This window comes from Micromonospora sp. NPDC005163, from assembly GCF_053599835.1.
Genome location: NZ_JBSFYP010000029.1, coordinates 1 through 14,507 on the forward strand (window position 1 = coordinate 1; position 14,507 = coordinate 14,507).

General features: G+C 68.9%; 13 protein-coding genes and 1 pseudogene. 7 read left to right on the forward strand and 7 right to left on the reverse strand.

Going from position 1 to position 14,507, the window contains the following annotated elements; genetic code table 11:
* Positions 1-486: 486 nt before the first annotated feature.
* The 7 genes and pseudogenes from ACWD6N_RS20490 to ACWD6N_RS20520 all read right to left on the reverse strand — a co-directional run bounded on the left by ACWD6N_RS20490 (position 487) and on the right by ACWD6N_RS20520 (position 6,663).
* Complete coding sequence (locus ACWD6N_RS20490; protein ID WP_450005071.1) at positions 487-750, reverse strand: SDR family oxidoreductase; 264 nt, start codon at positions 748-750, stop codon at positions 487-489.
* A 56-nt stretch (positions 751-806) separates the two neighbouring features.
* Complete coding sequence (locus ACWD6N_RS20495) at positions 807-1,520, reverse strand: IS6 family transposase (RefSeq protein WP_354967809.1); 714 nt, start codon at positions 1,518-1,520, stop codon at positions 807-809.
* Between the two features lie 2 nt (positions 1,521-1,522).
* On the reverse strand, positions 1,523-2,326 hold the full coding sequence (locus ACWD6N_RS20500; protein ID WP_387330109.1) for a helix-turn-helix domain-containing protein: 804 nt from the start codon (positions 2,324-2,326) through the stop codon (positions 1,523-1,525).
* 9 nt (positions 2,327-2,335) lie between these two features.
* Positions 2,336-3,307 (reverse strand): helix-turn-helix domain-containing protein, encoded by a 972-nt coding sequence (locus ACWD6N_RS20505; protein ID WP_354967759.1) that lies wholly within the window; start codon positions 3,305-3,307, stop codon positions 2,336-2,338.
* Between the two features lie 88 nt (positions 3,308-3,395).
* A pseudogene (locus tag ACWD6N_RS20510) lies at positions 3,396-4,026 on the reverse strand (glycosyltransferase); the annotation flags it as partial.
* A gap of 316 nt (positions 4,027-4,342) precedes the next feature.
* Positions 4,343-5,863, reverse strand: a complete 1,521-nt coding sequence (locus ACWD6N_RS20515) for an MFS transporter (RefSeq protein WP_354967758.1) — start codon at positions 5,861-5,863, stop codon at positions 4,343-4,345.
* A 17-nt stretch (positions 5,864-5,880) separates the two neighbouring features.
* On the reverse strand, positions 5,881-6,663 hold the full coding sequence (locus tag ACWD6N_RS20520) for an IclR family transcriptional regulator (RefSeq protein WP_354967757.1): 783 nt from the start codon (positions 6,661-6,663) through the stop codon (positions 5,881-5,883).
* Positions 6,664-6,721: 58 nt separating this feature from the next.
* On the opposite strand from ACWD6N_RS20520, the gene ACWD6N_RS20525 reads away from it, so the two are divergent.
* The 7 genes from ACWD6N_RS20525 to ACWD6N_RS20555 all read left to right on the forward strand — a co-directional run bounded on the left by ACWD6N_RS20525 (position 6,722) and on the right by ACWD6N_RS20555 (position 14,507).
* Positions 6,722-7,996: an FAD-dependent oxidoreductase gene (locus ACWD6N_RS20525; protein WP_354967756.1), complete on the forward strand. Its 1,275-nt coding sequence runs from the start codon at positions 6,722-6,724 to the stop codon at positions 7,994-7,996.
* Between the two features lie 14 nt (positions 7,997-8,010).
* Entirely contained in the window at positions 8,011-9,117 is a 1,107-nt protein-coding gene (locus tag ACWD6N_RS20530) for a cupin domain-containing protein (protein ID WP_450005066.1), read from the forward strand.
* Positions 9,118-9,160: 43 nt separating this feature from the next.
* Positions 9,161-10,027 carry a fumarylacetoacetate hydrolase family protein gene (locus ACWD6N_RS20535; protein ID WP_354967754.1) on the forward strand — a complete coding sequence of 289 codons (867 nt, stop codon included), beginning with the start codon at positions 9,161-9,163 and terminating at the stop codon, positions 10,025-10,027.
* Between the two features lie 195 nt (positions 10,028-10,222).
* On the forward strand, positions 10,223-11,197 hold the full coding sequence (locus ACWD6N_RS20540) for an ABC transporter substrate-binding protein (protein WP_354967753.1): 975 nt from the start codon (positions 10,223-10,225) through the stop codon (positions 11,195-11,197).
* 28 nt (positions 11,198-11,225) lie between these two features.
* Positions 11,226-12,746 (forward strand): aldehyde dehydrogenase family protein, encoded by a 1,521-nt coding sequence (locus tag ACWD6N_RS20545; RefSeq protein WP_354967752.1) that lies wholly within the window; start codon positions 11,226-11,228, stop codon positions 12,744-12,746.
* A gap of 121 nt (positions 12,747-12,867) precedes the next feature.
* Positions 12,868-13,668 (forward strand): ABC transporter permease, encoded by an 801-nt coding sequence (locus ACWD6N_RS20550; protein ID WP_354967751.1) that lies wholly within the window; start codon positions 12,868-12,870, stop codon positions 13,666-13,668.
* Positions 13,665-14,507 (forward strand): ABC transporter permease, encoded by an 843-nt coding sequence (locus tag ACWD6N_RS20555; protein ID WP_354967750.1) that lies wholly within the window; start codon positions 13,665-13,667, stop codon positions 14,505-14,507. Before ACWD6N_RS20550 ends, ACWD6N_RS20555 begins: the two co-directional genes overlap by 4 nt.

Sequence of the window (14,507 nt, forward strand, 5' to 3'; positions counted from 1 at the left end):
GATGATCGACATCGTCAGCCGCCGCATAACGGACGAATCAACACCCACCTGGCGAGGCACATATTAGTAAATCAAGAACAAATCGAACGCCCTCTGAGACAACATGACACCGAGAAGGACCGCACCCGCGCATGTCATCATCGCTGATCGACGTGATCCGTCAGCATGCCCCTGCCCCATCCGGCGCGACGCCCGCCGTCCGGGAGGCATATGGCCTGTTGGAGGCCCTGGCGCGGTTTCCCGACCCGCGTGACCCGCGGGGGATCCGGTACCAGGGGATCGCGGACAGTCCCGCGTCAATCCACGAAAGGGGCGGTTCAGGTCCCTGACTCAAACCCGGCCCGCTCGACAGCAGCGTGTCCGGCCCGCCCGATTCGAGGATCCGGCCGAATGACCCCTAGCCACCGCAAGCCGGCCCGGGTAGTCCGAGGACTCCACGACGCCCGTCGTGGCCCCCGGAGTACCCGTCCGTTCAGCGGCGACTTGTCAGTTGCGGCCCGCCATAACGCCGCCGTCCACGTTCCAGATCGCGCCGGTCACCCAGTCCGTCTCGGGCGAGAGGAGGAAGGTGATGGTGGAGGCGATGTCGCGCGCCGTGCCGATCCGGCCGATCGGGTGGAACGCGTCGAAGCCGTGCAGGACCTGATCGATCTGGTCCTTCGGAATGAAGCCCTCATACAGCGGCGTGGCCACGACCGCGGGCGCGACCGCGTTGACCCGGATCTTGTGGGGGGCCAGTTCGATCGCCAGGTGGCGCTGTTGCGTTGCGGGTCAAGGGAGATGGCGAGCCCGTTTCGGGTCCGCGGTCAGATCCCGTGGGCCAGCTCGGTGAACGCGGCAGCGACCCTCTTCGCTGGCGGGACATCGACGGAAAGTTCGTAGTGACCGCGTCGCAAGTTCTGCATGAAGGCGTGTCCGGCGATGATCACTTGTGCGGTCTGGTCGGTCCGGAGTCCACGCATGGGTCGTAGCCGGTGTTTGAGCTGGCTGTGATCCGCCTCGATCGGATTGTTCGCGTACCGCTCGACGTGGTGCCAGGCCGAGGGGATCAGGTCGTCGAGCACCGCGGGGTAGACCGGGGCGGCGTCGGTGACGACCTCGCTGGGCGTCACATTCAGCATCCGCAGCGCACGCTGGAAGAACCGCCGGGCCGCGGCGGCATCGCGGCGGGCCGAGACGAGCGCGTCGATGACCTGCCCGTGCTGGTCGATCGCGCGGTAGACGTACCGCCACACGCCGTTGACCTTGACGTAGGTCTCGTCGACGAACCACCGGTCACCAGGCGAGTGGCGGGCGAACCGGGCCACGTCGGCCAGCAGCGGCGTGAACCGTTGCACCCACCGGAACACGGTGACGTGGTCGACGTCAACACCGCGTTCGACGAGCAGCTCCTCCACGTCTCTGTACGAGAGGCAGTACCGCAGGTACCACCGGACCGCGACGACGATCACCTCGGACGGGAAGCGGAACCCGGTGAACGCCGACTTCGGTGGCGACCAAGGGCGACGAAGGCTGGACAGCGTCACCCGTCCAGCCTGCCTCGGCCCCTGGGATCCGGCAACGCAACAGCGCCCTTCCCGTCACGGTCCCGGATCAGGAACCGCGTCCGGCAGCCGGCGTCCTCGAGGTCCATGACCAGGTTCTTTGCCGCTTGTGCCACCCACGTGGCGGTCGGGTGCGTGGTCACGCCCAGGACCCGGACCCGTCGGTTGGCGTGCTCGATCACCGCGAGCACGTACAGCCGCGCTCCGGTCAGGGTGACCGTCTCGAAGAAGTCGCACGCCAGCAGGGCGTCGGCCTGCGAGCGCAGGAAGTCGACCCACGTGCTGCAGGCGCGCTCGGGCGCCGGGTCTATCCCGGCCTCTTGCAGGATCTCCCACACGGTGGACGCGGCCACCTTGATTCCAAGCACGAGCAGTTCGCCGTGAAGTCGGCGATATCCCCAGCTGGGATTCTCCCGCGCCAGGCGCAGCACCAGGGCGCGAATCGAGTGCACGGTCCGCGGCCGGCCCGGGCGCTTGGGCCGGGACCGAGCCGCGTGGCGGTGTGCGAGCAGGTCGCGGTGCCAGCGCAGGACAGTGTCGGGGCGCACCAGCAGCGGCATCCGACGCAGCACGTCTGCCGGGAGCCGGTGCAGCAGCGCCGCCAGGAACGCCCGATCGCTCGGGTGCAACCGCGGTCTCTGCTTGCCCAGTTGCCGCTCCAGCAGGGTGATCTGATGACGCAACGCCAGGATCTCCACGTCCTTGTCCCAGTCGCTCATCGGCAGCAGGCGCAGCATGGCGAACGCGTTTGTCACGCCCAGGTAAGCCAGTCGCAGCAGCACGGCGGACCATCATGCCGTGCCGATCATCGGTGCGCGAGAGCCCCAGCGCGCAATCGGGATCGACATCCCGTCCACCCCAAGCACCGGCTCCGACCAGGGCGGATGGAGTTTTCGGCAGGGGCAGCGTTCCCGTCGTACGGTGCCCACCCATCGTTCGGCGAACGCGTTTGCCCGGGGTGCCTGCGGCGGGGTCTTGATCACGTCGATGGCTTCGGCGGTGAACACGGCGTCGACGGTGTTCGTGAACTTCGTGTCGCGATCGCGGAGCAGGAACCGCAGCCCCGCCGCGTGTTGGTCGAGGTCCATCAGCAGATTCCGTGCCTGCTGGGCCACGCAGGCGCCCGTTGGATGCGCGGTCACCCCAACCACGTGGACTTGGCGGGTGGCGATCTCGACGAAGAACAGCACGTAGATCCGCTTGAGCAACACCGTGTCGACGGTGAAGAAATCACAGGCCAGGATTGTGCGGGGCTGGGCGGTCAGGAGCTGCCGCCAGGTCGGTCCGGACCGCCGTGGTGCCGGGTCGACCCCGGCCTGGTTGAGGATCTTCCACGCCGTGCTGGCCGCAACCCCGTGGCCCAAGCCGACCAGCTCACCCTGGATGCGGCGGTGCCCCCACGACGGGTTCTCCGCCGCGAGTCGCAGCACCAGGTCGCGGACCTGTGCGTTGACCGGTGGCCGGCCCGGCCGGGCATGCGGGTACGTCCATCGTCGGGCGACCAGTTCACGGTGCCACCGCAACAGCGTGGCCGGGGTGACGATGACCGCCGACCAGCGGGGGCGGGGCAGCAGCCGCGACAGCACCGCCAGCACCGCCCGGTCGGCCGGCTCGAGATCGGGCCGGTGCACCTGGCGACGCAGCACGGCCACCTGATGGCGGAGCACCAGGATCTCCACATCCTTGGCCCCACCGTCGCGGGCGATCTGGGACAACATCTGCAGGACCTGGCGAAGCAGCAGGTACAGCAACGACGCGCTCATGGCCACGAGCATGACGGCTGCGCAGGGCTCGAGCTCGCACAGAACCTCACTTCAGACAGCCGAACCGAGTATTCGAGCCCCACACGTTGACGGCGATGACGTCGACCGTCGGCGCGGCGAGCGGCAACACGATCTGGAAGATCGCCTGGTACGGCAGGCCGCGCCGGCCCAGCTTGCCGGCGGGGCCGGCCTCCACGAGCGCGTGGCGGCGCTTCCACCTTGCCTGCATCGTGCCGTAGCACCAGCGGTAGTGCTGCCGCCACAGCTTGCCGCAGCGACGAGGGCGCCTCGGTCCAGGCGATCGCACGTTCCTCGTACACCATCGTCCAACCGGCGCGGAGCACCGCCATCGTGAGGTCGGTGTCCTCGGCGAGGGTGTCCGCGGGCAGCCCGCCGACCTGGGCGAGGACCTCGCGGCGGAACGCGCCGATCGGTCCGGGGACAGTGGGCATGCAGCCCAGGACGTCGTACGTCCGGCGGTCGAGGTTGAAGCCGATGACGTACTAGAGGTGCTGCCACCGGCCGAGCATGCGCCGCCGGTTGGCGGCTTTCGTGTTGCCGGAGATCGCCCCGACCGTCGGATCGGCGAATCCCTGCACGAGCCGATAGACGGTGTCCGGCTGGAAGACTGTGTCCCCGTCGACCAGGACCAGTAGGTCGGCGCGGGCGTGCCGGATGCCGGTGTTGAGCGCCGCGGGCTTGCCTGGCCGAGCGCGCCGTGGCGGCGGGCCACGTCGAGCCCGAAGGCGCCGGGAATGCCTTCCTGGTCTGCGAGCAGATGGCCGGGTACGTGCGGCACGTCGTACACAGTCACCGCGGCTTCTTCGGTCTGCAACGGATCTCCGCCCGAGTTGCCAAGGCCACCAACAACGGCGGCAAGGTGGACCTGTCGGCGCAACCGGAACACCAGATCCTCGGCAACCAGAAGACCGACGGGTTGATCGGCAACCGCTCCGGCGCCCGTGCGTCGGGACTCGTCGCTTCGGGATTCCCCGCCCGGCTCACCCCCGATGCGGCGGCCTTCGTGGACGCGACCTATCTGCCCTCGCTGGAACAGGCGTGGGGCCGCGACGCGCACGCCCTGGTACGGGCGCCGGCGCAGGAGCGCATGATGTTCGATCTGCGCCCGAACGGCCGGCGCGCAGGCAGGAGCAGGCTGAGCACCGCCGCCCCAAGCCACACGCCGATCCCGACGCCGAAGGCGGCTCCGTATCCGGCGTTGCTCGGCAGGTCCCGGCCCGGCTCGGTGTAGACGTCGAGCACCAGCGCGCTCAGCGTGCTGCCGATCGAGTAGCCGATGCTGCGCAGCACCTGGTTGAAGCTCGTCGCGCTGCCGGTCTCCTCGGCCGGAACCGCGTTGAGCAGGACTCCTAGGCTCGCGGAGAAGGTAAGCCCGACACCGAGGCCGGCTAGGCCCATGGCGAGGAACGGCTGCCACAGCTGTTCGCGCCAGAGCGCGAGTAGCCCGGTCGCCGCGACGAAGACGAACGCGCCGAGGGTGATCGTCGGTTCAGCGCCCACCCGTCGACGCAGGGCTGGTGCGACCCGGTTGGCGACGACGCTCCCGACGGAGAAGGGCACCAGGACCAGCCCGGCCACCACGACCGGCACGCCGAAGCCGTATCCGGCGGTGGGTGGTGTCTGCACGAACCGGATGACCAGCGCCATGAGCAGATAGATGCCCACCCCGGCGAGGAGCGTGGCGACGTCCGCGGTCAGCACCGACCGGTCTCGCAGCAGGCGCAGTTCGACGAGCGGGTGTGCACAGCGGATCTCATGCGCCACCCAGAGCGCGAGGAGGGCGGCGGATGACACCAGCAGGCCGATGACCGGACCGGACGACCAGCCCCAGTGCTCGCCCTGGCTCAACCCCACCAGGAGCGCCACCAGGGAGGCGCTCAGCGCCACGACCCCGAACAGGTCGAACGGCCGGTGCCGCGCCGCCGAGCGCGCCGGGATGACGAGCCAGGCGAGTACGAGCACGGCCGCGCTGATGCCGACACCGAACCAGAAGGCCGCCCGCAGGCCCATCCGGTCGGTGATAAGGCCGGTGATCGGATATCCGAGCCCGACTCCGGAGACGGTGGTGACCGACAGCGCGGCGATGGTGGAGCGTGCTCGATCCATCGGAAGGTTCTCCCGCGCGACGGTGATCACCAGCGGCACCATGCCCAGGCCGACGCCCTGCAGCGCGCGGCCCGCGAGGAGTTGGGCGAAGTTCGCCGAGACCGCGGCGAGCAGGCTGCCGGCCAGGGTGAGGCCGAGGCAGCCGAGGATCACCTGGCGCCGTCGGGGCCCGTCGCCGAGGCGGCCCATGGTCGGGGTCGCGACCGCCCCGGCCATCAGCGCCACGGTCAGCGACCACTGGGCCGAGCTGACCGAGACCTGGTAGTGCCGCGCGACGGTCGGGATCAGCTGCGCGCCGAGACTGCTGATGACTGCGGTGACCAGCCCGATGGCGATCAGAGCCGGTGGCAGCGCGGCGATGTGGCGGTCGGAGAGCAGGTCGGGACCGCCCGGCGTGGTGGGGGTGGTCGTGCCCGCGGGGCGTGTCACTGCGGCCTTGAGGCCCCTCACAGGTCGGCACGGAGAAGCTCGGTGACCGCTGTCTGCGCCTGGGCGAGCGCCAGAGCGAACTGTCTGCCCTCGTCGGCGGTCGGCATCCGGCTCGTCGGCACGGCGACCGCGATCGCGGCGAGCGGAGCCCCGATGAGATCCCGGATCGCGGTGCCGACCGCGCTGATCCCCTTCTCTCCCTCCTCGACGTTCACCGCGTACCCGAGATCGCGGATCGCGGCCAGCTCCGTTTCCAGCTGATCCCAGGTCTGGATGGAGGACGCCGTCCGGCTCTCCAACTCGCGGTTCGGGTAGCGGCGGTCGAGCTCGGTGCTGGGCAGCGCGGCGAGGATCGCCTTGCCGCCGGCCGTGCAGTGGGCCGGCAGCATGAGCCCGGTCCGGCTGCCGACCCGGACCGACCGGGGACTCTCGACGCAGTCCATGAACCGTACGTTCTGGCCTTCGAGCAGCAGCAGCGAGACCGTCTCCTGAGTTTGCTCGCGCAGCTCCTCAAGGACCGGTCGGGCGACCCGACGGATGTCGATCCGCCCGATGGCGGCGAGCCCGATCTCGTTCAGCGAGGAGCCGGGGCGGTACGCGCCGTTCGGCTTGTCCTGCATGACGAAGCCTCGCGCCCGCAGGGCGGTGAGCAGGCGGTGGGCGGTGGACCGCGCGACGCCCAACTCCTCGGCCGCCTCGGCGACCCGCAGCACACGGCGTTCGCCGATGAGCTGCAGCAGCCGCAGCGCGTTGTCCACGGATGACAGGCCTCCGTCCGAGGGGGCACTCGAATTCTGCATGCAGGAAGAGTAGACCAAGATCTTCCTTCATGTGGAAGCTTGTGCCTAGGGTGGCGCAATGACTTCCTCGCCTGGAGAAAATCGACCCCCCGTGGCCGTCGTCGGCGGCGGGCCTGTTGGCATGACCGCGGCCGCGGCGCTGTCGGGCGCCGGCATCCCGGTCGTGGTTCTCGAGGCTGAGCCGGTGGCGAAGACCGACTGGCGTGCCTCGACGTTCCATCCGCCAACCCTCGAATTGCTGAGCGAACTCGGCGTCGTCGAGCAGATGCACGCCGAGGGCCTCATGGTGCCGCGGTACCAGTTCCGCGACCGCCGGGACGGGCTGGTCGCGGAGTTCGACTTCGGGCTGCTGCGTGAAGAGACGCCCTATCCGCACCGGTTGCAGCTCAACCAGCAGCATCTGGTGCGGATGCTGGCGGACCGGCTGCGGGACCAGCCACTGGCCGAGGTGCGGTTCGGATGCCGCGTCACCGACCTCGACACCGCAGGCGACGTCACCACGCTGACCGTCGAGACGCCCACCGGCGTGGAGCGGCTGGCCTGCTCGTACGTCATCGGCGCCGACGGCGCGAGCAGCACGGTACGGGGACTGCTCGGCATCGACTTCGAGGGCTTCACCTATCCCGAGCGCTTCCTGATCGTGAGCACGTCGATCGACATCCGTGAGCTGTTGCCCGATATCGCGGACGTCAACTACATCGCCGATCCCGAGGAGTGGCTGTTCCTGCTGCATACGCCCGAGTCGTGGCGCGCGGTCTATCCGGTGCCCGCCGGACAGTCACGGGAGGAGGCCACCGACCTCGCGGAGATCCAGACGCACCTGCAGGGCATTGCCGCCTACCCGCCGGGGTACCCGGTGGGCGACTACCAGCTCTACAACGTGCACCAGCGGGTCGCCTCCACGTTCCGGCTCGGCAACTGCGCCCTGATCGGCGACGCGGCACACATCAACAGCCCGCTGGGCGGCGTCGGACTCAACAGCGGCATCCACGACGCCATGGATCTCACCCGCCGGTTGACCCGCATCCTGCGCGACGGCGCCGACGCCGACGCCGAGCTGGACCAGTTCGCCCACCTGCGGCACCGGGTCGCCGTCGAGTACGTCCAGGCCGACACCCAGCGGAACACCGAGCGGCTCAACGAGCGCGACGAGGGAAAGCGGCAGGCGCACCACGCCGAGTTGCGGGCGATCGCCGGCGACGTCGAACGGTCTCGGGCGTGGTGCCGGCGGGCGTCACTCCTGGCGAGCGTGCACGAGTTCGGGATCGGCCACCCGCTCGAGCCGGCCTCCTACCCCACCGGGCCGACCGCGGCCCGCACCGAGCGTCACTGAACGGAGAGAACGCTGTGACAATCGAAAAATCCGTCCCCGACGTGACCGTCGACGAGGAGCTGGAAGCGTTCTACGCCGACCTGGCCGCGGTCCATCTGCACCCGCTGTGGACGATCACCAAGCAGCTGCTGACGCCGACGCCACAGCCCCGGGCGGTCCCGTGGCTCTGGTCGGCCGAGACGCTCAGGCCGCTCGCCGAGCGAGCGTTGCGGCTGGTCCCCGTCGAGCGCGGCGGCGAGCGTCGGGTGCTGAGCCTCGGCAATCCCGGGCTGGGTGGCCTGCCCTATGCCGCCGGAACGCTCTGGGGCGCGATCCAGTGCCTCGGCCCGGGGGAGACCGCGCCAGCCCACCGCCACTCGCCCGGTGCGATCCGGTTCGTGCTCGAAGGCAGCGGCGTCTGGACGACCGTGAACGGCGATCCGTGCGACATGTACCCCGGCGACCTCGTGCTGACCCCGGCCCGTAACTGGCACGAACACACCAGTGCCGGCACCTCGCCGATGCTCTGGTTCGACGGCCTCGACCTGCCCATGGTGGAGGCGCTGGACGCGATCTTCTTCGAGCCGTACCCGCACGACCGGCAGCCCGACAGCGGCGAGCACAACCAGTCCGAGGCGCGCGAGCGGGGACACGGGCAGCCGTACGCCGAGGGCGCGGTGACCGCACTGGACCCCGAGCACTCGCCGCTGCTGGTGTATCGGTGGACCGATACGGACGCGGAGCTGACCCGGCTCAGCGAGCTACGTGACGAGGCGATGGTCAGCCTCGAGTTCGCGAACCCGCGTACCGGGGCGAGCGTGCTGCCGACCCTGAGCTGCGGTATGCACCGGCTGGCGGCCGGACGGCGGACCGCGCCGATCCGGCATACCGGCAACACGATCTACGTGGTCTACCGGGGGTCCGGTAGCACGGTGGTTGACGGGGTCCGGCTCGACTGGTCCGCGGGCGACATGTTCGTCGCGCCGTCCTGGGCGGCGGTCGAACACCTGGCACACGAGGGTGCCGACATCTTCACGTTGGGTGACGCGCCGGTGCTCCGCGCGCTCGGCCTCTACCGCGAGCAAGTGCTCGCCGATCCCCAGCGCGTCGACCGCGTGTTCACGCCCGAACAACAGCCATGACGCCGATGCCCGATGGTACGACCCGGAGCCGGAGGAACAGACGATGAAACTGGCGATCTTTGATGAGCTGCGTCTCGGTGTCGCCGTGGACGGGGGCATCGTCGACGTCACCGACGCGCTGCCGTGGGCGCACGATCCGGACCCCTTGACGGCGGGCTGGTGGCGCCGGTTGTGCCGGGATTTCGGCCAGGTGCGGGCGGAGCTTGAGGCGGCCGTCCGGCACGGGGTGGTGGTGCCACTCGACGCGGTGCGGCTGCACGCCCCGGTGGTCAACCCCTCGAAGGTGCTGGCTTCGGCGTCCAACTATCGGGAGCACGTCGCGGAGATGCACGGCGTGCAGGAACGGACGCTGGGACGCGTCGAGTCCTGGATGATGAACTTCGACGTCTTCCTGAAGTCGCCGTCGTCCATCGTCGGTCCGGCCGACGACATCGTGCTGCCGCGCGACGTGATCGCGGCGGGACACGAGGTGCATCACGAGTCGGAACTCGTCGTCGTGATAGGTACCGGGGGGAAGGACATCCCCGAGTCGGTGGCGCTTGAGCACGTGCTCGGCTACACGATCGGTCTCGACATCACCGTGCGTAGTGACGGCGACCGGTCCCGTCGCAAGAGCTACGACTCCTTCAGCCCGCTCGGTCCGTGGGTCACGACCAGTGACGAGGCAGGAGACCCGGGTGACTTCGACATCCGGCTCACCTGCTCGGGCGAGCCGAGGCAGCAGGTGAACACCTCGACCCTGATCACACCGGTACCGGCGATCGTCTCCTACGCCTCTTCGATGATGACGCTGCTCCCCGGCGACGTCATCTTCACCGGCGCCCCGCCCGGCGTCGGGCCGATCGTGCCCTGCGATGTGCTGGACACCTCGATCAGCCGCCTCGGAGAAATGCGGATCCGGGTGCGCTAGCGCGAACGGCGGCGCTTGGATTCACCACGCTCGCTCCAAGTTATTCCGTAACAAGGAATCCACTGAGGAAAGAGTTCCACAGGGTAGAAGTTTCCCCCCGCCGCGCTTACTGTACGTCGAACTGGACGACCGCCGCGCGGACGGCGGATACGGAGGTCAGCGCCCCCGCGCTGCCTGGTCCAATGGAGGTCAGCCTTGCGTAGACATATCAAGATCACTCTAGCCACCCTGATGGTCGCCCTCCTCGCCGCGGGCTGCGGCGACAACGCGGGCGGCGACTCCTCGGGCGGCGGGAACTCGGGAGTCACCGACGTCAATGTCGGGATCGTCCCCTTCTCGCCCAATGCGGTCCTCTTCCAAGCGATCGAGGGTGGCATCTTCAAGAAACACGGACTGAACGTCAAGACGACCTCGGCGGCGGCGCCGACCCCGATCGTCGCGGCGATGGTCAGTGGCCAGCAGCAGTTCGGCTTCGTCACCACGCCGGTGCTCATCAACGCCAACGCCGCGGGTACCGCGGTGAAGTGCGTCGCGCCCATCGACGGCCAGGTCAGCAAGGAGCGCGACTCCAGCGCTCTCGTCACCGCCGCGAACAGCGGCATCAACTCCCTGGCGGACCTCTCCGGCAAGAAGATCGCCGTGGTCCAACTGTCCAGCATCAACCTGATCGGGGCGAAGAAGCTGGCCGAGGAAGCGGGCGCGACGAATATCGAATGGGTGGTGATCCCGTTCCCGCAGATGCCCCAGGCACTGGCCGATGGCCGAGTCGACGCGGCGGTGGTCACGACGCCGTACCTGGAGACGGCCCTGAAGGCGGGGGCCAAGGCCCTCGCGCACCCGAGTTCCGACCTCTGGCCCGAGGGCACCGTCTACTGCTATGGCGCCACCGCCAAGTACCTGGACGAGCACCCCGACGTGGCCAAGGCGTTCCAGGACGCGATGACCGAGGCCATCACCTACACGAAGGACCACGAGGACGAGGTCAAGCAGACCCTCGTGAAATACCTCAAGTTGACTCCCGAGGCGGCGAAGGAGCAGATCCTGCCGACCAACTACGTCCCGGAGATCAATGTGGCGTCCATCGGTGACATCCAGAACGTGATGGAAGCCCAGGGCGCCATCAAGACGAAGGTCAACCCGGCCGACCTCGTCTGGCAGCCCGCGGGCTGATCAGCGACCGGGAGCGGAAGGAAGAACCATGAGCCAGCCTGTCAGTTCGGACCGCGCCGCCGGCGTGGGGCTGCTCGGTGATCACCGCGCGAGCGTCGTCGTCGCCGGTGAGGTGTTGCCGTCCGAATACCAGCCGGTGCACAATCCCGCCCGCACCGACGAGGTCGTCGGTACGGTGGCCATCGGCACCGCCGACCACGTCGACCGGGCGGTCGCCGCGGCCTCGGCCGCGTTCGGGGCCTGGTCGACGGCGTCGCCGTACGAGCGGGCCGACCGGCTGCGGGCGGCGGCGGCGGAGATCGCGGAACACGCGCTGGACCTCTCCGAACTGCTCACGCGGGAGCAGGGCAAGGTGCGGTGGGAGTCGAAGATCGACGTCGGGGGTGCCGCCCACATCCTCGGGTACTACGCCGGCTTGGCCGACCAGTTGGCTGACGACGACGTCTTCCGCAGGGACGCCCGGGGCACGATCTACACTGGCCGGCGCCCGATGGGTGTCACCGGGGTGATCGTGCCCTGGAACAGCCCGGTCTACCTCGCCTTCCTGGGCATCGCGCCGGCGCTGCTCGCCGGCAACACCGTGATCGTCAAGCCGTCGGAGTACGCGCCGCTGGCGCTCGGCCGGGTGCTGGACCTGCTCGCCCGGCACCTTCCGGCCGGGGTCGTCAACACGGTTCCCGGCGGCGCGGAGGCCGGCTCGGCGATCGCCCGGCACCCGCTCATCCGCAAGGTCTTCTTCACCGGCAGCACCGCGACCGGACAGCAGGTGATGCGCGACGCGGCGGGGAACCTGAAGAACATCAGCCTCGAACTCGGCGGCAACGACCCCGCCATCGTGCTCGAGACCGCACGGATCGACGACACGCTCGTCGACGAGCTGGTGCGCAGTGTCTTCACGGCGACCGGTCAGATCTGCTTCGACGTCAAGCGGATCTACGTGCATGAGTCGCACTACGTCGACTTCGTGGCCCGGTACGTCGCCGCGGCAGACCGCATCGTGGTCGGCGACGGACTCGATCCCGGTACGACAATGGGGCCGGTGAACAACCGTCCGCAGTACGAGCGGCTCCAGGGACTGATCGAGCGGACCCGGGCCAGCGGCGCGACCGTCCGTACCGTCGGGACCCGACTCGATCCGGCCGGTTGGGACCGTGGCCTGTTCCTCATGCCCTCGGTGGTCACCGACGTCGAGCCCGGTGCCGAGATCGTGGGCTGCGAGCAGTTCGGGCCGGTCGTCCCGGTGCTGCCCTTCACCACCGACGAGCAGGCCGTCAGACTCGCCAACGACACCGAGTTCGGTCTCAGCGCCTCGGTATGGAGCGCGGACCGGGCCCACGCGCTCGGCGTCGCCCGGCAGTTGCAGTGCGGAAGCGTCTTCCTCAACGTCCACCGGATGGGCGCTTCCGATGTCTCGATGCCGTTCGGCGGCTTCAAGTCGAGCGGCATCGGTCGCGGCCATGGGATGGCCGCGCTTGAGGCGTGTACCGAGACCCAGATCATTGCTGACTACGTCGACGTGTCGGCGTTCCCCGGACCCGATCGACGCTGAGCTCGGAAATTCCGCTTGACAAGGCACACCCGTCCGCGAACGGCCCCGACGCACCGTCGCGTCGCGTGCCGGACCCGCGGGCCCCTCCCATCACCACCACCTCGCGCGAAGGGGGTCTCGGATGAATGTACTGAACGCCAGCTGGTTCAAGCTGCTGGCAAAGGTCGCTGTGTTCGCCGCCGCGCTCGCGGCATGGCAGTTCTGCAGCGCCACCGGCCTGCTCGCTCAGGACTCGTTCCCGTCGATGACCAGCACGGTCACCGAACTCGTCCGGCAACTCGGCTCGGCCGAACTGTGGACTGCGGTCGGGCAGACCCTGCAGGGATGGGGGCTCGGCCTGTTGATCGGCGGCGGCCTCGCCATCCTCACCGGTACGCTGCTCGGGCTGAACAGGTTCGCCTATCGCAGCGTTATCCCGGTCGTCGAGTTCCTCAAGACCGTTCCCGTGATCGCGATCCTTCCGCTCGTGGTCTCCGTGTACGGCGCGACGACGGACATGAAGGTCTTCCTGGTCGCGTTCGGCGTCTACTGGCCGCTGACGATTCAGGCGATCTACGGCATCCGGGCCGTTGACCCGGTGGTCCGCGACACAGCCCACATCCTGCAGTTGCGCGGCTTCCGCCGGATCGCCGTGGTGACCCTGCCCAGCGCCGCGCCCTTCCTGGCGACTGGTGTACGGGTCGCCGCGGCGGTGGGACTCATCCTCGCGGTCATCGCCGAGCTCATCGGCGGGGCCCCCGGGCTGGGGCTCAGCCTGCTGACCGCGGAGAACGCCGGTCCCACCCAGCTACCCGCGCTGTACGCGTTCATCCTCATGACCGGTCTTACCGGCGTGGCCGTGACGGGCGTCTTCACCGCGGTCGAGCGGCGGTTGCTGCACTGGCACGAAAGCCAGCGGAACCCTGCGGCGAGGGCGGCATGACCATGACAGCTGTCAGCGAGAAGACCGAACCTGCCGTGCGAACCACCAGGCCGGCCCGGCCGCTGCCCGGCCGGGTCTGGGACGTGGTCTCGCGTACCTGGTTCTTCGTCGCCGTCGTCATCCTGTGGTGGGTGCTGTCGGCGAACAGCACCTCCACGTTCTTCCCGCCCCTGCGGGACATCGTCCAGCGGTTCTACGAGTTGTGGATCGTGGGGGACACGGCGAGCACGCTGAAGGCGAGCCTCGTCAACTTCGTGATCGGGTATGGCGGCGCCAGCGTGCTCGGTGTCGCGTTCGGTGCCCTGCTCTGGCGGTTCACTCGGATAGCCCACGCGGTGTCCCCACTGCTGTACTTCATCTACGTCATCCCCTCGGTCGCGATGCTGCCCGCGGTCATCGCGGTGATGGGGATCGGTTCCGGAATGAAGATCACGATTATCATCCTCGCCGCGATCTGGCCCACCCTGCTAAACACGCTCGACGGTATGCAGGGCATCGACGCGATCAAGCTCGACACGGCGAAGGTCCTGCACATGTCCTCGCTGCGTACGGTCCGCTCGGTGGTGTTGCCGGGCGCCCTGCCCCAGATCATGGCCGGCCTGCGGCACAGCCTGCAGATCGCGGTGATCATGATGGTGGTCAGCGAACTGGTCGCGTCGACCTCCGGGATCGGTTTCTTCATTCTCGACGCCCAGCAGCGATTCGCCTTCACCGACATGTGGACGGGGATCATCGTGCTGGCCCTGATCGGAAGTGCCCTGACGTTCCTGTTCATCGCCGTCGAGCGGGTGGTCCTTGCCTGGTACATCGGCGCGCGAGCCGTCGAAGAGAAGGGTTGA

Excerpts from the sequence above, each read along its gene's own strand:
- ACWD6N_RS20505 (WP_354967759.1), bottom strand. The coding sequence starts at position 3,307 with ATGAGCGCGTCGTTGCTGTACCTGCTGCTTCGCCAGGTCCTGCAGATG.
- ACWD6N_RS20520 (WP_354967757.1), bottom strand. The coding sequence starts at position 6,663 with ATGCAGAATTCGAGTGCCCCCTCGGACGGAGGCCTGTCATCCGTGGAC.
- ACWD6N_RS20525 (WP_354967756.1), top strand. The coding sequence starts at position 6,722 with ATGACTTCCTCGCCTGGAGAAAATCGACCCCCCGTGGCCGTCGTCGGC.
- ACWD6N_RS20535 (WP_354967754.1), top strand. The coding sequence starts at position 9,161 with ATGAAACTGGCGATCTTTGATGAGCTGCGTCTCGGTGTCGCCGTGGAC.
- ACWD6N_RS20545 (WP_354967752.1), top strand. The coding sequence starts at position 11,226 with ATGAGCCAGCCTGTCAGTTCGGACCGCGCCGCCGGCGTGGGGCTGCTC.
- ACWD6N_RS20550 (WP_354967751.1), top strand. The coding sequence starts at position 12,868 with ATGAATGTACTGAACGCCAGCTGGTTCAAGCTGCTGGCAAAGGTCGCT.
- ACWD6N_RS20555 (WP_354967750.1), top strand. The coding sequence starts at position 13,665 with ATGACCATGACAGCTGTCAGCGAGAAGACCGAACCTGCCGTGCGAACC.